This is a genomic window from Exiguobacterium sp. U13-1, assembly GCF_001750115.1.
GTDB lineage: Bacteria > Bacillota > Bacilli > Exiguobacteriales > Exiguobacteriaceae > Exiguobacterium_A > Exiguobacterium_A acetylicum.
In genome coordinates, this window is record NZ_CP015731.1 from 869,435 (window position 1) to 887,789 (window position 18,355).

The window sequence follows — 18,355 nt, forward strand, 5'->3', positions numbered from 1 at the left end:
CCATGTCAGTATAGCATGTGCGTGAAGGCGAGAACGGAGGGAAGACATGTTTCCGATTTGTGAGATCTTTAAAATTCGGTATCCTTTGATCCAAGGAGGAATGGGTAACATTAGTCATGCGGCACTCACGGCAGCGGTGTCGAATGCCGGAGGACTCGGAACGCTCGGGTGCGGGACATTGTCGGTCGATGAAGTGGCGTCGCGGATCCACGAGACACGAATGCTGACGGATCAACCATTTGCCTTGAATATCGCGATTCGGGTGTCTCCCTATACGGAAGCACTGATTGATCTCGCGATTGCAGAAAAGGTCCCGGTCGTCTCCTTGTCGGCCGGAAACCCGGCTCCGTACATAGAGCGACTTCAAGCTGCCGGCATCAAAACTATCGCCGTCGTCGCCTCGGTCAAACAGGCGTTAAAGGCAGAACAGGCAGGTGCTGATGTACTCGTAGCGGAGGGAGTTGAAGCGGCAGGCATCAATTCGCCGCTCGAGTTAACGACGCTGACCTTGATTCCGCAGCTCGTCGACCGGGTCAACCTTCCCGTCCTTGCAGCGGGTGGAATCGGTGACGGTCGTGGACTGGCAGCTGTTCTGTTACTTGGTGCGGCTGGCGCCCAACTCGGAACACGGTTGATCGCGACGGAAGAGGCGAAGGTTCATTCGGCATACAAGGCGCACTTAATGGAGGCGACCGATACCGATACACGCATCATCGGACGTTCCGTCGGATTCGTCCGACGTGTCCTTGATGGTCCTTACGTCGAACGACTCACAGCAGAGACACCTGCTGCTTTTCTCGATCAGACGAATGAGTCGTATCATATCAGAGGTGCTCTTGAGGGCGATGAGGAGAAAGGGTATGTCAACGCTGGACTGGTTGCGGGATTGATTCATGACGTGCCGACTGTTGCGGAGTTGTTTACGCGCATGATGACGGAAGCAGAGGAACAGCTGAAACAAACGACGACTCGTTTTACGACATGAGCATATAGTGAGGGACCCGTGATTCCACTTGTGGACAGCGGGTTTTTTCATGTTTTTTTGAAAATGGGACATTTGTCCTTTTCAAGTAGGGCACGAGTAAGGTCTACTCTAGTGTAGAGATTAAAGGAGGAGATGACGTGCAAGGAGTCGTGTTTGCTTTGATGAGCGGTCTGTTCATCGCCCTGCAAGGCATATTCAATGCGCGCCTTGCGACAGGCGTCGGACCGTGGTTGTCCGTATTGATCGTCCACTTTGTGGGTTTGATGGGTTGTTTAGTCATTTACAGTTTCGTACGAGACCGGAAAATCGGTGGCTTCCGTCAGTTACCGTGGATTTATGCGAGCGGTGGTTTGATTGGCGTGCTAGTCGTTGTAACGGAACTCACAGCAATCCAAAAACTCGGGATGACATGGGCGATGTGTCTATTACTCGTCGCACAGATTCTATGTGCCTTTCTGATTGATTTAAAAGGATGGTTCGGTGTCTTAAAAAAACAAGGAAATCGTGGTCAGTGGGTTGGTGTGGGTCTCATGCTTGCGGGAGTTGCGATTTTCTCACTTGTCTAAAGGGGGGAATGAACATGGAAACCGTCATTCAACAGTATGGACTGGATACGATTTTGACGGAAGAGACGCGCGCTTGGTTGCGTCAAGAAACCTTCCAAAAAGGAGAACTCCTCTGTACGACAGGGGCATCGATTGACCGGATGTACTTCATCGTCGCAGGCAAGGTCAAGATTTCTGCTGCCTCGTCAGAAGGGAAACAACGGATTCTGCGATTCAAGACACCTCTGACGGTGATTGGTGACGCCGAATTCATCAATGAACGGGAAGTGTTGAATACGGTCGAAGCGGTGACCGACGTCGAGGTGTTGAGCGTGCCATATGCGATTTTACGCGAGCACAATACGACGAACGTCTTTCTGCAATTCCTATTACGGACGATCACAGCAAAATGGTATGCCGACTCGAAATCAGCGTCGCACCATGTGTTGTATACCGTCGAGGAGCGATTTGCGGGATATTTGTTGTCGATTGCTTCTGAAGCCAGTGACAGTTTATTTTATCAGGAGATGCGGACGTCGAACTTACATGACGTCGCTGACTGGCTTGGAACGAGTTATCGTCATCTCAACCGTATCATCACGAAATTATGTGAAGAAGAGATTCTCGTTCGACGACGCGGGAAAATCATCATCGTCGATCTGGAGCGGATTCGCGAGAAGGCGAACGGTAACAGCTATGAGTAAGGAGGAACGAACATGGTAATGGGCATCGTGTGTGCCGTGTTGGCAGGGATGTTGATCAGTTTACAGACGGTACTGAATGCTCGGATGAGTGACGCGTTCGGTGCATGGGCGACAACGACGCTGGTCTTCTTCGTCGGTTTCGTCGGAGCAAGTGTCACCTATGTCCTGTTTCGTGGTGGAACGATTGGGCAAATCCAAAACGTATCGCCGCTCTATTGGTTCGGCGGACTCGTCGGTGTTGGTGTCGTCTTTTGTGTCATGCGTGGAATTCAGTTGCTTGGTCCATCCGTCGCGATTTCTGTCGTTCTGATTTCGCAGTTAAGCTTTGCTCTCGCTGTCGATACGTTCGGTTGGTTCGGTTTACCACAAATTGATTTATCGTTCGGTCAGCTCATCGGTCTCGCCGTCATGGTATGCGGGATCTTTGTCTTGAAGCGGTATCAAGTCGTAGCACCAGAAGAGAAGGCGAAGGATCAGGTAGAACGTGTTTCATAATAATCGAATGCAGAATGAGGACAGTGGAATTTCAATCCACTGTCTTTTTTGACTAGTCTTCTACTTGAATAATACGTTTTCTGAAATAGAGTGAGAAAACAAGGATAAGAAGACCACTGTACAACATGATCGTCGTGATCGAAACGTGAAACGACAGTAAAAACGAGAGGAGCGCGTAAGATAATGGAACGAGACCGTTTGACGCTGCGTTGACGACACTCATGACACGTCCCATCGTCTGTTCCGCACACTGAGACTGGATGAACGTAATGAAGCGAATATTGATGATCGAAGAAAGGACACCAAGTGATAAAAGGATGATCAGGTACAACAACATCTGCTGGGCTTGGCTAAGCAGGAAGAGAAGCAGACCTAAGGCACCAATCAATCGGACCGATGAGGTAAGCTTAATTTCTTTCATCTGCGCAAAACCACTCCAGAGCGCCCCTCCGAGCATTCCCATTTGATAAGCCCCTTGCATATAACTTAAATCCATCGCACTTCCCTGAAGCACATCATGAACGAGTAGTGGAATTCCGAGTAAGAGTGGTCCAAAGAAAAAGAAATTGACACAGATGATAAGAAAAAGTGTCTGCTTGAGTTGCTGAAAGTGAAAGACGTAATGCAGCCCTTCTTTTAGTTCGAAGAGCGCTGAATGCTGAAGCGATCGCTTGATCTTAGATTCACGAATACCATACGTGAAAAGAAGTGTCAGACAGAGTGTCCCGAAAATCACAAGAAAGACGTACGAGTAAGAGGAATAGCTGAGGATGACTCCACCAAGAATCGGACCTGAAAAAAGGGCGATTTGATTAGATGTCTGAATCAGTGAATTGGCTTTAGTGAGCTGTTCTTTCGGAACGAGTGTAGGCAGTAAGGAAGCATTCGCCGGCGAAAAAAATGCATCCACACTACCAAACAGCAAGGCGAATCCTAAAATCGTCAGCAACGTAAGCTGATCGGCATGAAGTAAAACGAGAAGACAAAGAATGAAACTGATCCGTAGACCGCTCGAGATACGCATGATCGTTGAACGTTTATAGCGATCGGATAAGACGCCACCGAATAACATGAGAAAAATACGGGGTAACAAGGTAGCCATGAGGACGAATCCAAGATAGGATGCTTGGTTTAACGTATGGATGACATACCATTGTTCAACAAACAGATACATCGATAACGAAAGGGCAGAGCACATACCGGACCCCCATAAAAATAAAAAGGATCGATTTTTAAACAGCGAGTGTTGCATATCCATTTCAACAGGTAGCATGGGGCACCTCCGATTTAAACCTCGTCATTCTCAAACAGTGGTTCATCAATTGCTAAAGCAGTCGTCATGATGTAAAAGTGCTTTTGATCTTTTTCGTCAGGTGGAGACTGTGTGAACTCGTCTAATAAAGCACGATATTTTGTAGCAAACCGTTGAAAGTCGGCTTCAGACATCGTTAGTTCCTTTTGAAGCGATAAGCTCATCCAGTCCTCGACGTTCGAAGATACGGGAGCAAAAGCAGCTGTCGGAGCCGTAAGGACGCGTGTCTTTGCCCGGTCGAGTACCTCAAGATACGACTGCCGAGTCGCCTCTTTTGTCTCGACGAAGTTCAGAAGGTGATCAGCAGGAATGTATCCTCGGGCAATCGCTTGGTAATATTTCAACAAGTTGCCGCCCTGTTCTTCTGTCCGGACGAGGCGAATTAAGTCATGCTTTTCAAGTTCCCGTACATGATAAAGGACCTTCGCGCGGGATAACGTCAGCAAGTGGGCTAACTGATGCACCGTATGCGGTTTTTCGACGAGAAACATAAGAATTTTTGTTCGTAATGGATCACTGATCACCTTCAATTGTTCATAGCTGCTCAGTATATGAATCGCTTTTTGTTCCATCCAATCATCTCCTTTTTAACTGGTTAATTTTTGTTAACCGTAAAACAAAAGGCTTCATTTGTAAACGATTACAAATTTATGCAAGGGTGACGCAAAGGACAAAGCAGTTGGTTTACATACAAAAAACTGACTCCAATGACATCTCGGTCATCCTCCACTTTCTACTGGAAAGTAGGGGAAGAACGAGATGCTTGAAATCAGTCTCAGCTACTGTGTATGGTTCGAGGTGATTAGACCGTCGTCGTATCTTTCCATTCTTGCTCGATGAAGGCATCGCGACCAGAAGCAGCACGATCTTTTTTATAGTGTTCTGGATTTTTCTTATGGAAGTCTTGATGGTACTCTTCCGCCGGATAAAACTCAGAAGCGGCATCGATCCGCGTCACGATCGGTTGTTTGAAACGATTGCTTGCAGCAAGAGCGTCACGAGAAGCGATCGCTGCTTCATGCTGAGCATCCGTATGATAGAAGATTGCTGGTGCGTACTGCGTGCCGCGATCTTGGAACTGACCGTCTGCATCCGTCGGATCCGTTTGTGGCCAGTAGAGTTCGAGCAGACGCTCGTACGGGAACAGACTCGGATCAAACGTGATTTGAACGACTTCGAGATGTCCTGTCGTTCCTGTTTTAACTTGCTCGTATGTCGGGTGATCGACGTGTCCACCCATGTAACCTGATACGATTCCCTCGATTCCTGGTAATTCTTCAAACGGTGTCACCATACACCAAAAACATCCACCTGCAAATGTTGCTTTTTCCATCCGTATCTTCCTCTCCGTGGGAAATTCCCATTGTATGTCTGACAGCGAGAAAAACGAAAACGACTCCTTCGCTTGGTTGCAAAAGGAGTCGCCGCTTTTTATCAACCAAAGCTTTCGCTTTGCTGGTCGTAGCACCTTGCTATGCGCAGGTTGCTGGGACGTCATCGATCCAGATCTCTCGGTCCACTCTTGATAAGGGTATATGAAGTTGATGTCATTCGTTATCATTGTTGTGATGATACCATTCACAAAGAAAAAAAGTCAATCCTTAGGTTTCAAGGCACGTAAAACGGTCGCTCCGAGTGTTTTCGCACCAACCAACAACGCCTGTTCGTTGATCTCGTACTGCGGATGATGTTGCGGATGATTGACGCGACCGTCCGTATATCCGGAGCCGGTGAAGAAATAACTACCCGGTACGTGCGTTAAGTAATGTGCGAAGTCATCCGCCGCCATCATCGGTGTGAGTGACCGGACAGATGCTTCCGGTAAGAAAGAAGCGGCTTCCTGAACGAGTTTTGTCTCGTCCGGATGATTCCAAAGCGCCGGGTAACCCGTCGTGAAGTCAATCGAATAGGTGGCACCGATGCCGGCACACGTTGTTTTGGCGATAAGGTCGACTTCTTGTCGGAGCTGATGTCGTAGTGTCTCGTTGAACGTCCGAATCTCCCCGACGATGCGTGCTTCACCTGTGACGATGTTCGGAGCCGTTCCCGCATGGAAGGACCCGATCGCAAGGACAGCGGGTTCGAACGGATCGACCCGTCGACTGACAAGGTGTTGGAGGTTACAGACCAGTTGTGCACCGGCGACAAGCGCATCTTTTGTTTTGTGCGGTGCCTGGGCATGCCCGCCTTGACCGTGAACGATGATTTCGAATTCATCGATCGCGCATAATGTATGTCCTTCTCGAAAACCGATCGTACCGACCGGTAAATCATTTTCGAGATGTGTCTCGAAGATCGCATCGACGCCTTCGAGGACACCGGCTTCAATCATTTGGATCGCGCCACCGGGAAAGACCTCTTCACCATGCTGGTGGATGATTCGAATCGTTCCTTGCAATTGATCCCGTAATGGATAGAGTGTAGCAGCAAGGGCCATCACCATCGCCGTATGCCCATCGTGTCCACATGCATGCATGACACCAGGGTGAATCGACCGGAAAGCGAGTGTCGTCTCTTCTTGAAGCGGTAAGGCATCAAAATCTGCACGAACAGCAATCGTCGGACCAGGTTGTTTGCCTTCGATCGTCGCGACGACACCACGACCTCCGACGGCTGTTTCGTGAGGGATGCCCTGCTCCGCATAAAAGTTTGCAATCCGTTCTTGTGTGCGGACTTCCTGGAAAGAGAGTTCCGGATGTCGATGAAAATCACGACGTAACGCGATCATCGTGGGTTCGAATTGTTCAAGTGCTTCAAAAAGTTTAGTTTGCATCTTCAGGCTCCTTTGACGTGTGTCTTTTCGTGAAAATGGGTACAGATACAGGTAATCACGAAAGGGGATAATGAAACATGGGAGAAATCGTCGTCAACGCTGTACTTACAATCAAAGCAGGACTTGCGGATCAAGTCTTCCCGATTCTACAAACGGTCTATCATGCCTCACAAAAAGAAGAAGGGTGCTTACGTTATTCCTTACATCAATCGATCGAGGATGAGCATCAATTCATGCTGTATGAAGTGTATCGTGATGAAGAGGCACTTGAAGCGCATATCGCATCCGATCACTATAAAGCCTACCGTGAACAGATCGAGTTATACTTGATGGATCGACAAGTAACGAAATACGTCGAGATGACATTTTAACGTATTGCGATAAGAAGAGACGAACCCGTCGATTTCGACGGATTCGTCTTTTTTGTCTTACATCGATTTAAATCCGAGGAAATGCTCTTGCCAACGCGGTTCGTAAATCGAGTTGATTTGAAGTTGTGAACCGCCTGCATGGATGAAGTGTTCGCTATCGAGCATGATTCCGATATGCGATGGACCATCTGTATAAGTGTTCTGGAAGAAGACGATATCCGAGCGTTTACCGCTTGCAATACTCGTCCGGCGATTCGTAAAGAAAGCACCGTACCAGTAGCCACGAACGTTCGTCCGACCACCGTATTTTCCAGCCTTGTTCGTCGCGTAGTGAATCAAACCGGAACAGTCAAAACCACCGTTCACGGCATCTTGCGAACCCCATGTGTATGGTGTGCCGATATGTTGGACTGCTGCTTGGATCAGCTTTTCACCACGCGTATTATTCTTTTTAACGACCCGTTTATCGGACGTGATCGTCACAGCGGATACAGGAAGATAAACAGGTGTCCAGCCTGACTGGATGACATAGAAGTTTCCGACTCGATGACGCGGATAAACCCGTTTGCCTTGTTCAACGAGTCCGCTGCCTTTTGGACTTGTCGGACTCGCAAAGAACGACGTCGTCTGTTTGACCGTATAGATTTTCGCCCGGTCGATCGCTTTTTGTGTCAGTCCCATATCGGGTTTGCTCGTGCTGATATAAGGGTTGAGGACGTAACCGGTTTGACCATTTGCCAGGCGAACTTGCCAAAAGTCATCATCAATTGATTTTAGACCAATTAATTTCGTCCCTTTCTTCAAATAGGCAGCTGGGCGACTGTAAGCAACGTCGGCAGAGAAGAGTGGCGTCTGGTCCAGATGGACATAAAATGTCGTGCCTTTTTTTGCTTTTGCCGTCGGCTTGTTCAGTCCGATACGACTCGAATCGACGAAACCAAAGGTGTTTTTATATTTGACGCGTGTATAATAACCGCTTTTTCCGTAAATCGAAATCGAGGTCCCTTTTTTTAATGTACCGATTTTTTTACCCGATAGTTTTGCCTGCGAACGAATGACGACATCGTCTTCCGTCACGTAGCGTTGACCAGTGACGTCATACAGATCCGGCTTTTTCGTGACGAGATCCGTCGTCTTGACGTAACCGTAGACCGATCCTTTTTTCAAGCGTGTGTAACTGCCTCTTGTTCCGTAAATCGTTAGCTTATCAGCTCGTTTGACGGAATACATGATTTTGCTCTTCGTCGACGCAGATGTGTAGACGGACAAGTTGCGTTTCGCGTATCGTGTCCCGGTTGATGCATAGACTTTTCCAGTACCGAGATCAGCTGTCTTGACGTAAGCATGAACTCCACGGAAGATGATCCGGCTATAGGCACCGCTTGTGCCATACACCGTCAGCAGCGTATTCGTTTGATGTTGCTTTAAGACAGGACTTGAAGATTTGGCATCCGAATAGATCGGTGTAGCACGCTGAACATAGAGGCGTGCAGTCTTCGGATAGTATTTCAATGTACCAAGATGTGCCGTCAGCACATAGGCATACTCGTCGTTTCGTTTGATTCGTGTAAATGAACCCTCGATGCCGTACGTTTGAAGCGAAGTATTCACAGGAAGCGATTGTACGACTTTTCCTTTCGTAGTCGCAGTAGCATAGACCGTCGTCTGCTGTTGGACGTAACGTAGCCCTGTTTCCGGATGGTTCACGATCTGCGCATCTGCTAAATCAGCCGTCAATATGAAGGCATAACCCGTTTTAGTCGCCACGCGTGTAAAAGTACCCGTCGTACCGAACGTTTCAAACGCTTGATTTTGAACGACGACTGTCTTCGTGCTTGTCGTCTTCGGTTCAACGAAAAGGGAAGTCGCTCGTTTGGCATAACGCAGACCCGTTTCCGGGTAATTTTCGACCTGCGCATCAGCTAAATCAGTTGTCAATACGAAGGCGTAACCCGTTTTAGTGGCCACGCGTGTGAAAGTCCCCGTCGTACCGAACGTTTCGAATGCTTGATTTTGAGTGACAGCTGACTTCGCGCTCGTCGTCTTCGGTTCAACGAAAAGAGAAGTCGTTCGTTTGGCATAACGCTTTCCAACTAATTTCGGAAGTTGCTCGAGTTGTGCCGTCGGTACGTAGACGTATTGTTCGTTCCATTTCAGACGCGTGAACGTGTCGAAAGTGCCGTATGTATCGATTCGCTGATAGGCAGGAAGTGGCGTCACGACGGTGGGATCAAATGGTGAAGCAACTAATGAGAGTGGACTTTTCGACATCAGCGTAGCTTGTTTTTGAAAGACAGGTGCTGTTTGCGTTAACGCGTTTGTTGCGACATACGCAGTACCTTCTTGCCAACTGACACGAGTGAAGTCACCGTCCGTGCCGAGTGTCTTCAATGTCGTTCCTGCTGGTAGTTGTTGAATGATCGTTGTGGAATCAGCCGTTTGTAGCAACGCAGCATCCTCGTTCAAATAAGCTATCCCGGTCGTCTCGGTGACTGTTTGTGTTTCTACCGTCGGTTGAGCAGGTGGCGATTCAGCGAAAGCGGGTGCGGGTAAAACCGAGCTCAACATCAACGTTGCGGCAAGTCCAGCAACATGAGCAGTCCATTTTTTCATCAAGAGGTTCACTCCAATTCTTAAAATTTGTCATTATGGATAGTGTAGCATGCGCTTGTTTAAAAATTGATAAAAATCAAAAAAATAGGAGATTGCCCATAAAAAAACGGTATGCCTCAGCACACCGTTTGAAGTCATATGTTAGTTATCTTCTTCGTGATCCACTTGCCATTCCCAGTCAAGCATGCCGTAAATCAAGGAATCGCGCCAGTGGTCTTCGAGATAGACCGTCTCGCGAAGCTGTCCTTCCTTCGTCATGCCGACTTTTTGGAGGACTCGCTCAGAAGCGACGTTCCGCGGATCACACGTCGCTGTGATTCGGTGCAATTCTAGTTTTTCGAAACCGAATTGGAGAAGGAAAGAGGCAATCGACGTCGCATATCCATTCCCCCATTCATCGGGTGAGAGGACGTATCCGATTTCGGCGATTTTATTTTCAACGTCTGTGATGACGAGTTCACCGGCACCGATGACGACGTCGCTTGGAAACGTCACAGCAAAAACATACCGACGTCTTGGTGTCTCGAGTTCACTTTCGAGTGCATCGTGCAGGAATTGTTTCGTATCCGTCTCGGAATTCGGACCCCATGACTGGAATTGACTGACGATGGGTTGTGATGCATAGGCGTGAACGGCTTCTACATCTTCTGGTGTAAAACGACGAATCCGAAGTTGATCATTGATTTTATAACGCATGCAGCATCCTCCTCTTTCAGATGAAGTCACTTTGATTCTATTTGACAGATGGGGAACGGATTCCTGTTTGACATAGGAAAAAGGGCGTGCTAGGGTGGTTGTATCGAATGGAATAGGGAGTATCCTCTAGGGTTCCGTACGGCTGGACCGAGGGAGGAACATGGACGTTTGTCCATGCAACGGAGGGATAAAAGCCCGGGAGTAAAGCGAATCGTCTCGCTTACTCCCGGGCTTTTTCATTTGAATTTACCTATCAGGAGGCAATTACTATGGCAAAGTATTGGATTGGCATCATCGTCGCAGCGTGTTTTGAAGTCGGCTGGGTCATTGGATTAAAACATGCGGCAACACCACTTGAGTGGGCTGCAACGATCGTCTGTATCATCGTTAGCTTTACCGTGCTAATTAAAGCGAGTAACCATTTACCAGTCGGAACGGTCTATGCTGTCTTCGTCGGTCTCGGAACAGCAGGAACGGTCGTGACGGATATCGTGTTATTCGATCAAGCCGCTTCCGTGATGAAATTAGCATTGATTGCTGTCTTACTCGTCGGCGTCATCGGTCTGAAGTTAGTCAGTGGAGAGGAGAAATCAGCATGAGTTGGATTTATTTAATCATTGCCGGAATCTTTGAGATGTTTGGTGTCGTCTTAATCAATACGTTCAATCAAAATAAGAATGCGAAGAATCTACTGTTGATGGGAACAGGATTCGGACTCAGTTTCCTATTCTTAACGCTTGCAATGAATGGTTTACCGATGGGAACGGCGTATGCGGTATGGACGGGAATCGGAGCAGCGGGCGGTGCGATTCTCAGCATGGTGCTCTATAACGAATCAAAAGACTGGAAACGTCTGGTCTGCATAGGACTCGTCTTAAGTGCGACAATCGGTTTGAAACTTGTCGGCGAATGATCGTTTCATGTCAAACAGATGACGTTTTAATAGAACGCATTTTTTTTGGCATATTTTAACGCAAAAGAGGAAATACTCCTTATAGAAGTCACGCATGACAAATCGTGTTAATAAGGGGAGAACATCCATGAAAACGAAACAATATATCGGAACGTTCTATTCAGAGGAAGAATTGATCTCAAAAATGGACGAATTACACATTCAAGGACATCGGGAGGAAGACTTTTACGTCATCGTCAAGGAAAAGTCGAACATCGCACTCGTCCGTAGTCAGATGGATGCAGAGATCGCGACGACGAAACCGTCTTGGATGGATCGGATTCGTGGGAACAAAGGTCGTGATCAAGAAGTCGATGATCTGTTCGGATCACTTGATCTATCAGATAATGAGATCGAACAACGAAAAACGGAAGTCGAAGGTGGGGGATTCGTTCTTCTGCTTGAAGTCCAAGATATTCAGTTCGATCCACATTTAAATACAGACAATACACATCCTGATGTAAAGGTCCGTTATGGTAGTGGTGAAGAGACGCATACGTCATCAGATGTGAATTCCAACGCACAGCTCGGCTCAGGTAATCCGCTTGATATTGATAAAGATTCGAAAGAAGAACATGCAGAGATTGATCTGCATCGTGCCGGTACCGATAAGATGCCACAAGATGAGCAGGCAATCGATCATTCGAAAAAGCTCGACGGGAACCGGGAACCGGATATCGCGATGCGTCGGGATGACGATTTCCGACGTCCGGAAACAGAACGCGAGGAAAAAGAACATGATGCAACGCAAGACGGTGAAGAACATCGTCAATCGAAACATCAATCAGATGACATCGCCAAGCAAGACCATGGAAATAATTTAGACCGCTAAAATAATAGACTGGAATCACGTTTTAGGGGCACCATCAAAGAAGGTACTTTTCGGATCAAATCCGAAAAGTACCTTCTTTTTGTATAGAGATTAAACGAGAATCGTCTCGTCTTATTTATGATCCGGATTTGATCCTGTACGCACGTTAGCGTTCAATTGATCAATCGCTTGGATATCAACGTCTGACAGGCTGAAGTCAAAGACATCGAGATTTTCGCGAATGCGGCTTGGCGTAACGGATTTCGGAATCGCAACGATGTCGTGTTGCAGGTGCCAACGGAGGACGACTTGAGCCGGCGTTTTCTGATGACGATCGGCGATATCGACGATGACCGGATGCGTCAACGCGTCGCGTCCTTTCATCAACGGACTCCAGGCTTCGACGACGATACCGTGCTTACGGCAAAAATCTCGGATTGCTTCTTGGCTGAGGAACGGATGGAGTTCGATCTGATTGACAGCAGGAACAATCGATCCTTCGGCTAAAATCCGTTCCAAGTGAGGAATATGGAAGTTCGAGACACCGATGGCACGCGTCTTTCCTTCTGCATAGAGATGTTCGAGCGCCCGCCATGTCTCGACATAACGATCTTCTTTTGGCATCGGCCAATGAATCAGATACAAATCGACGTAATCAACACCAAGCTTTTGTAGACTCGTCTCGAAAGCGGCAAGTGTTTCTTCGTAGCCGTGATCAGAATTCCAGACTTTCGTCGTCAGAAAGATCTCTTCCCGGGAGATGCCCGAGTCACGAAGGGCGCGACCGACGCCTTCTTCGTTCTCGTAAATCATCGCCGTATCGATTGAACGATACCCAGCGCGGAGTGCTTCGCTGACCGCTTCATATACTTCTTTTTCTGGTACTTTAAAGACACCATATCCGAGTTGGGGCATGCTGATGCCGTTATTTAACGTAATCTGTTGCATCGATTCATCGACTCCTTTGTAGTAAATTCTTCTCTTTTCTAGTGTACGCGCTCCTCTTGTAAAAATCGAATGATTGCCGAAGTGAGTTCTTTTGCGTATACTGAGCGATAACAAATATTAGGAGGCGATTCTGTGATTCGACAAGCTGTTTTACAATACATACATGAGGAACACGCACTGGATCAACTCGAAGAAGTGATAGGCGATCGTTCAGCAGTCCTGATTCATGGACGTCAAGCCTATGAAGCAGCCGCTTTTGCTTTACCAGAATTACCACGTCTTTTATTTGAAGGACATTGTACAGATCAACAGGTGGAAGCTTTCAAACAAGCATGTGCTCCGTACGATGTGATTCTTGCACTCGGAGGTGGGAGTGTCATCGATACGGCAAAACAGGTCGCGTTTCAATTACATCGACCGATTGTCGTCATTCCGACGATTGTCTCGAACTGTGCTCCGTGGACTCCGCTGAGTGTCATGTATAACGAAGAGGGACAGTACATCCGATTTGATACGTTCCCCGTCGTGATTGAAGCGCTTTTACTCGATCATCGGATCATCGCAGCAAGTCCGTATGATTATTTCGTAGCGGGGCTCGTCGATACGCTAGCGAAGTGGTATGAAGCACGTGCCTTGAGCGGATCATCGGCTGAGGATCCCGTCATCGAGATGGCACTCCGGACAGCTGAGCGTTGTAAGGATTTTATCTTGTCGACGACTATAACGGAAACGCGTTTTCGTGAGTATCCTGTTGAAATCCAACATCTCGTCGAAACTGTCATTCCGTTAGCCGGGAGCATTGGCGGTTTTGGTGACGCGGCGACGCGTGGTGCAATCGGACACGCAGTGCATAACGCGTTGTCTCCTCATCCAGAAACGCATGCGTTTTTACATGGGAGTAAGGTCGGTTACGGACTACTTGTTCAGGAAAAGCTACTCGGACATGATGATGATTATGTAGAGTTGCGTGACTATCTTCTTGCACAAGAGCAGCCGACGGCACTCGCAGATTTCGAATTATCGCTCGATGTCGTCGAAACACTTGCTTTACGGACAGCGCAAGAGGAACTATGCCGTCTGTTGCGTCCGATCGTGTCAGCAGAACAACTAGTGGATGCTATCACACGTAACGAGACGGTTTCTGTTTCGACGACTTAACATAAAAATACGCACATGGACCGAATCATCAGACGGTCCATGTGCGTATTTTATTGTGCTTTTGCAAAGCGAGCATAAGGAGCAGGGCGACCGAGTAAGTATCCTTGACCAAGATCAAAGCCGAGTTCGCGGCAAAGATCGAGTTCTTCTTGCCGTTCGATGCCTTCCGCTAAGATTTGAATTCCCATTTCTCGTGTCAGATGACGGGCTTTTCGTAAAAAGGCTTCGTTTTCTGAGTTCGTATCGCAGTGATCGATGAAGGAACGATCAATTTTAATATAATCCGGTTGAAGCAAGGACAACATATCGAGTGTCGAGAAACCAGCGCCGACATCGTCCAGTGCTACTTGAATGCCTTGCTTCTTATACTGTTCGAAGACGTGTTTCAAATGGTTGACGTCTTCAATTTTTTCCGTTTCGACGACTTCGAAGACGAGCCGACTCGGATCGACTTGATAACGTTCGACAATCTCAAACGTATGGCGCAGGCAGTACTCCGGATTATAGATCGTCGAAGGGAGAAAGTTGATGAACGTTTTTGTTGTGCCACCGATATGATGCGTCGCACGGATGGCTTCTTCACGCGCCCGCTGATCAAGACGGGAATGAAGTCCCATCTTCGAGGCCGTCGAAAACAAGACACCAGGCGAGATAGGCGTGTTATCATCTGCTGCTCGCAATAAGGCTTCGTTCGCGACGAGCACGTTGCGCTGGATATCATAAATCGGTTGTAGATGGCTCGTCATGACCCCATGCTGGATGAAATCGATCGCTGACCGATGCTTCAGTTGTTCTAGAAGTGCTGAAGCTAGGATGGGTGCTGTCACGTAACGTGATTGTGTGGCGCGACACGAGACCGGATAATCCGCTACACGTAAGAGTGATGTCAATAACTGTTCGAGCTGTTCGAACGATTGATAGGAATAGATTTCTGGCGTTGGTGATTGGATATGGAGTGCTCCCGCTTCAACAAAACGGATTGATGTCGTACATTCGGCGCAAGGATGCCACATAAAGGGATGTCCACCTCTCAATACATCGAAAAAAGATGTATTTATTAAATTGGTTAAATTCTTTACCCTAAGAGAAAAAGAAATTAAACCTATTCTTCATAATCATTGACCTCATACAAAAAAGAGAAGGGACGACGGACACATTTCCGTACGTTCTCTTCTCTATCGGTTACATTCTTTTATTGTGAAGTGTAAACAAACCAGAAAGCGAGATGCAAGATAGCGGCTATTGGAACGAGCCATTGGAACTTCGCTTTCCGTGTCTTGTGCCGAACTGTGTACATACCAATCCAAGAACCGAGCGCACCACCGAGGAAAGCAATCGTCAATAGTGTCGCTTCGGGTGTTCGGTAAGCATGTTGCCGCGCCCGACGTTTATCCTGCCACATCGAGACAAATCCGATGAGTGTCAGGAGGAGGTAATACCCTAAGATGATCCTCATGAAAAATGACTCCTTTTCTAACGTTCGGCGCCACCACCGCCGGAACTTCCGCCACCACCGCGACTGCCACCATTTCCACCGCCACCACGCATGATCGCGGAGAAGATGTTCAAAATTGCAAAGAAGAACATACCACCGGTGAACTTCATATCGAGGAACAATAAGATCAGTAATCCAGCACCGATCAGAATCTTCGTCCAAAGTGGAAGTCCGTCGTCATTTTGTGTTTTCGGAGGATCCTGTGATTCAAGTGACTGATCCTTTGAAATGACACTGACGACCGCTTTATACGTTTCGGACGCTGCTTTTCCATACTCACCGTTTTCCTTGTAAGGAACCGCATATTGATCGAGGATACGTCCGGCTGTGATGTCTGTCAGAATCCCTTCAAGTTTATAACCGACCTCGATCCGGAATTGGCGATCCTTTTCATTCGGAGCGACGACGACAAGAACACCATTGTCTTTTCCTTCTTGACCGATGCCTTGGCGCCGAAACGTTTCATTGGCGTAAGAGCTTAAATCCTGTCCCTTTAGATCGGGAACCGTCTTGAGGACGACTTGTGCCGTCGTATATTGTTCGAGTTCTTGACCGAGTTGCGCGAGTTCGGCTTCTTCCGAAGGGGTGAGCAGCTGAGCATCATCCTGAATGAAGAACGTTGCTCCCGTTCGTTCTGAAACGGCACTAGCTGTCGGAACGAAGAGGAAGAAGACGAGGAACGCGCTCAATAGAAGTCGCGTCCACCGCCGAATCATTTCGAATCACTGTTAAAGTCGACAGTCGGATTTTCTCGGTCGCTGTCTGAAATCTCGTAATATGGTTTTTTCTCGAATCCGAAGGCGGATGCGTAGAGTGCCGTTGGGAAGCTCCGACGTTTTTTGTTATAAAGCGTCACGGCATCGTTGTAATCCTTGCGAGCGATCCCAAGACGATTTTCTGTTCCTTCCAGCGTGTCCATCAAGGATTGGAATCGTTCGCTTGATTTTAGTTCTGGATAAGTCGTCTGCAAGGCAATCAATCCGCGAAGCGAAGACGTGACTTGTTGGTCGGCTTCAATCCGCTGCTCGGTTGACGCAGCGCGCGCAAGACCAGCTTGAGCTTCAGCGACTTTTCCGTAGACTTTTTCTTCTTGACCTGCGACACCTTTGACGGTTTCGACGAGGTTCGGAATTAAATCCGCACGACGCTTGATCTGGTTATCGACTTGTGACCATTTATTCGATACATCTTCTTCTACATTGACGAGGCTGTTGTATTGTCCGATTGCTAAAAAGGCAATCACGACGACGACAACGACTCCGATGATTAATGGGAGTTTTGATCGACTCCGACTTCTGCGTGCCATATGGCGTTCACTCCTTTAAGTATGTCTCATCCCTATATACCCTTAACCGAGTGAATTAGTTTCAAAAAAATAAAAAACCGTCAGCTAAAATAGCTAACGGTTAGGACTTACATGTAGACGATGACAGCTAATACGGCTGCCAAGACGAGACGATAGATCGCGAACGGAACGAGTTTGATCTTGTTGATCAGCTTCAGGAAGAAGCGAATCGATAAGAGGGCAAACACGAACGACGCAACGAAACCGACGGCATAGAAACCGAAGTCGCCTGGATTAATATTATCCCAGTTCTTAACGAGCGAGAGGAAACTAGCACCGAACATGATCGGTACAGCCATGATGAATGTAAAGTCAGCTGCCGTCCGGTGATTCATCCCGAGGAAGACCCCTCCGGAAATCGTTGAACCGGAGCGGGAGAAGCCAGGCCAAAGGGAAATACATTGGAACAGACCGACGAGTGCTGCTTGGCGATATGTAATCTGATCAAGCGATGTTGTTTTCGGTTCCTTTGGTCCGAGTTTATCGGCTGCGATCATTAAGAGGGCACCGACAGCAAGACCGATGATGACCGTTTCAATCGAGAAGAGGTTCTCATCGATGAAGTCTTCGAATAACAACCCGAGAACCGCAGCTGGTAGAAGACCGATCAAGACGTGACGTAGCTTTAACTTGTGTGTCCCTGATGCGTCGTGTTCTCCTTCGATTTTATATAAACCGATCAGGCTAAAGAGGCGTTTCCAAAAGACGACAATGACCGCAAGAATCGATCCGAGCTGGATGACGATCTTAAAGGTGTTTGCGGAATATTTACCGAGAAATTCCGTTGTTTGTAACCACATGTCATCAACGATGATCATATGACCTGTGGAAGAGACTGGTGCAAATTCCGTCATCCCTTCGACGAAACCGAGCAAGAGCGCTTTTAAAAGTTCAATGATTGTCATGGTAATCTCCTTCTATATGATGTGCTATGTAAAAACATATCATGTTTTATTCTTGTGAGATAGAACTAATTGGAATATCGGGCGCAGGTCTGAGAGACGATTGGATGTGTAAGACGCGTTGTACGATTTAAATTCGTTTGGATAAGATAATACATGGATTTAGATTTCATCGGATAGATCAGGAAATTCGATCATTTCCATTCATACTAAAACAGTATGAAAGAAAAGGAAATCTTTCTGTTAGGAC

At 47.6% G+C, this 18,355-nt stretch carries 21 protein-coding genes and 1 riboswitch; of the genes, 9 read left to right on the forward strand and 12 right to left on the reverse strand.

Going from position 1 to position 18,355, the window contains the following annotated elements; all coding sequences use genetic code 11:
* The first annotated feature begins 46 nt into the window (after nucleotides 1–46).
* From ESP131_RS04510 to ESP131_RS04525, 4 genes are all read left to right on the forward strand, one after another.
* Entirely contained in the window at nucleotides 47–985 is a 939-nt protein-coding gene (locus ESP131_RS04510) for an NAD(P)H-dependent flavin oxidoreductase (protein ID WP_029340697.1), read from the forward strand.
* Nucleotides 986–1,122: 137 nt separating this feature from the next.
* Complete coding sequence (locus tag ESP131_RS04515; RefSeq protein ID WP_029340698.1) at nucleotides 1,123–1,551, forward strand: DMT family transporter; 429 nt, start codon at nucleotides 1,123–1,125, stop codon at nucleotides 1,549–1,551.
* A gap of 14 nt (nucleotides 1,552–1,565) precedes the next feature.
* Entirely contained in the window at nucleotides 1,566–2,234 is a 669-nt protein-coding gene (locus ESP131_RS04520; RefSeq protein WP_051656209.1) for a Crp/Fnr family transcriptional regulator, read from the forward strand.
* 12 nt (nucleotides 2,235–2,246) lie between these two features.
* Nucleotides 2,247–2,729, forward strand: a complete 483-nt coding sequence (locus ESP131_RS04525) for a DMT family transporter (protein ID WP_029340700.1) — start codon at nucleotides 2,247–2,249, stop codon at nucleotides 2,727–2,729.
* Nucleotides 2,730–2,781: 52 nt separating this feature from the next.
* On the opposite strand, the gene ESP131_RS04530 is transcribed toward ESP131_RS04525, so the two are convergent.
* From ESP131_RS04530 to ESP131_RS04545, 4 genes are all read right to left on the reverse strand, one after another.
* Nucleotides 2,782–4,002, reverse strand: coding sequence for an MFS transporter (locus tag ESP131_RS04530; RefSeq protein WP_029340701.1), 1,221 nt, complete (start codon nucleotides 4,000–4,002; stop codon nucleotides 2,782–2,784).
* Nucleotides 4,003–4,016: 14 nt separating this feature from the next.
* On the reverse strand, nucleotides 4,017–4,613 hold the full coding sequence (locus tag ESP131_RS04535) for a winged helix-turn-helix domain-containing protein (protein ID WP_029340702.1): 597 nt from the start codon (nucleotides 4,611–4,613) through the stop codon (nucleotides 4,017–4,019).
* 230 nt (nucleotides 4,614–4,843) lie between these two features.
* Complete coding sequence (gene msrA, locus ESP131_RS04540) at nucleotides 4,844–5,374, reverse strand: peptide-methionine (S)-S-oxide reductase MsrA (RefSeq protein WP_029340703.1); 531 nt, start codon at nucleotides 5,372–5,374, stop codon at nucleotides 4,844–4,846.
* Between the two features lie 95 nt (nucleotides 5,375–5,469).
* A riboswitch (SAM riboswitch) is annotated at nucleotides 5,470–5,573 on the reverse strand.
* 62 nt (nucleotides 5,574–5,635) lie between these two features.
* Nucleotides 5,636–6,814 (reverse strand): M20 metallopeptidase family protein, encoded by a 1,179-nt coding sequence (locus tag ESP131_RS04545; RefSeq protein WP_069940266.1) that lies wholly within the window; start codon nucleotides 6,812–6,814, stop codon nucleotides 5,636–5,638.
* Nucleotides 6,815–6,891: 77 nt separating this feature from the next.
* Here ESP131_RS04545 and ESP131_RS04550 point away from each other — a divergent pair, with 77 nt between their 5' ends.
* Entirely contained in the window at nucleotides 6,892–7,185 is a 294-nt protein-coding gene (locus tag ESP131_RS04550) for a putative quinol monooxygenase (RefSeq protein ID WP_029340705.1), read from the forward strand.
* A 57-nt stretch (nucleotides 7,186–7,242) separates the two neighbouring features.
* On the opposite strand, the gene ESP131_RS04555 is transcribed toward ESP131_RS04550, so the two are convergent.
* Complete coding sequence (locus tag ESP131_RS04555) at nucleotides 7,243–9,798, reverse strand: C40 family peptidase (RefSeq protein WP_231925685.1); 2,556 nt, start codon at nucleotides 9,796–9,798, stop codon at nucleotides 7,243–7,245.
* 141 nt (nucleotides 9,799–9,939) lie between these two features.
* Nucleotides 9,940–10,494, reverse strand: a complete 555-nt coding sequence (locus ESP131_RS04560) for a GNAT family N-acetyltransferase (protein ID WP_029340707.1) — start codon at nucleotides 10,492–10,494, stop codon at nucleotides 9,940–9,942.
* Nucleotides 10,495–10,763: 269 nt separating this feature from the next.
* On the opposite strand from ESP131_RS04560, the gene ESP131_RS04565 reads away from it, so the two are divergent.
* The 3 genes from ESP131_RS04565 (at nucleotide 10,764) to ESP131_RS04575 (ending at nucleotide 12,278) form a co-directional block, all read left to right on the forward strand.
* Entirely contained in the window at nucleotides 10,764–11,093 is a 330-nt protein-coding gene (locus tag ESP131_RS04565) for a DMT family transporter (protein ID WP_029340708.1), read from the forward strand.
* Nucleotides 11,090–11,407, forward strand: coding sequence for a DMT family transporter (locus ESP131_RS04570; RefSeq protein ID WP_023467016.1), 318 nt, complete (start codon nucleotides 11,090–11,092; stop codon nucleotides 11,405–11,407). The genes ESP131_RS04565 and ESP131_RS04570 overlap by 4 nt, the downstream gene beginning before the upstream one ends.
* Nucleotides 11,408–11,534: 127 nt before the next feature.
* Complete coding sequence (locus ESP131_RS04575) at nucleotides 11,535–12,278, forward strand: general stress protein (protein WP_069940267.1); 744 nt, start codon at nucleotides 11,535–11,537, stop codon at nucleotides 12,276–12,278.
* Nucleotides 12,279–12,389: 111 nt separating this feature from the next.
* On the opposite strand, the gene ESP131_RS04580 is transcribed toward ESP131_RS04575, so the two are convergent.
* Nucleotides 12,390–13,205, reverse strand: a complete 816-nt coding sequence (locus tag ESP131_RS04580; RefSeq protein WP_047391522.1) for an aldo/keto reductase — start codon at nucleotides 13,203–13,205, stop codon at nucleotides 12,390–12,392.
* 132 nt (nucleotides 13,206–13,337) lie between these two features.
* On the opposite strand from ESP131_RS04580, the gene ESP131_RS04585 reads away from it, so the two are divergent.
* Nucleotides 13,338–14,363: an iron-containing alcohol dehydrogenase family protein gene (locus ESP131_RS04585; protein WP_069940268.1), complete on the forward strand. Its 1,026-nt coding sequence runs from the start codon at nucleotides 13,338–13,340 to the stop codon at nucleotides 14,361–14,363.
* A 50-nt stretch (nucleotides 14,364–14,413) separates the two neighbouring features.
* Here the strand turns inward: ESP131_RS04585 and ESP131_RS04590 are convergent, their stop codons facing one another.
* The 5 genes from ESP131_RS04590 to ESP131_RS04610 form a co-directional block, all read right to left on the reverse strand.
* A complete protein-coding gene (locus ESP131_RS04590; RefSeq protein WP_055970200.1) occupies nucleotides 14,414–15,376 on the reverse strand; it encodes an EAL domain-containing protein in 963 nt (320 codons plus the stop codon).
* Nucleotides 15,377–15,555: 179 nt separating this feature from the next.
* Nucleotides 15,556–15,819: a DUF1294 domain-containing protein gene (locus ESP131_RS04595; RefSeq protein ID WP_051656210.1), complete on the reverse strand. Its 264-nt coding sequence runs from the start codon at nucleotides 15,817–15,819 to the stop codon at nucleotides 15,556–15,558.
* Nucleotides 15,820–15,836: 17 nt separating this feature from the next.
* Complete coding sequence (locus ESP131_RS04600) at nucleotides 15,837–16,574, reverse strand: TPM domain-containing protein (RefSeq protein WP_047391511.1); 738 nt, start codon at nucleotides 16,572–16,574, stop codon at nucleotides 15,837–15,839.
* The gene (locus ESP131_RS04605) at nucleotides 16,571–17,164 is read right to left on the reverse strand and encodes a LemA family protein (RefSeq protein WP_029340715.1); all 594 of its coding nucleotides are present in this window, start codon (nucleotides 17,162–17,164) and stop codon (nucleotides 16,571–16,573) included. The genes ESP131_RS04600 and ESP131_RS04605 overlap by 4 nt, the downstream gene beginning before the upstream one ends.
* A 107-nt stretch (nucleotides 17,165–17,271) precedes the next feature.
* Nucleotides 17,272–18,108 carry an undecaprenyl-diphosphate phosphatase gene (locus tag ESP131_RS04610; protein WP_069940269.1) on the reverse strand — a complete coding sequence of 279 codons (837 nt, stop codon included), beginning with the start codon at nucleotides 18,106–18,108 and terminating at the stop codon, nucleotides 17,272–17,274.
* Nucleotides 18,109–18,355: the final 247 nt, after the last annotated feature.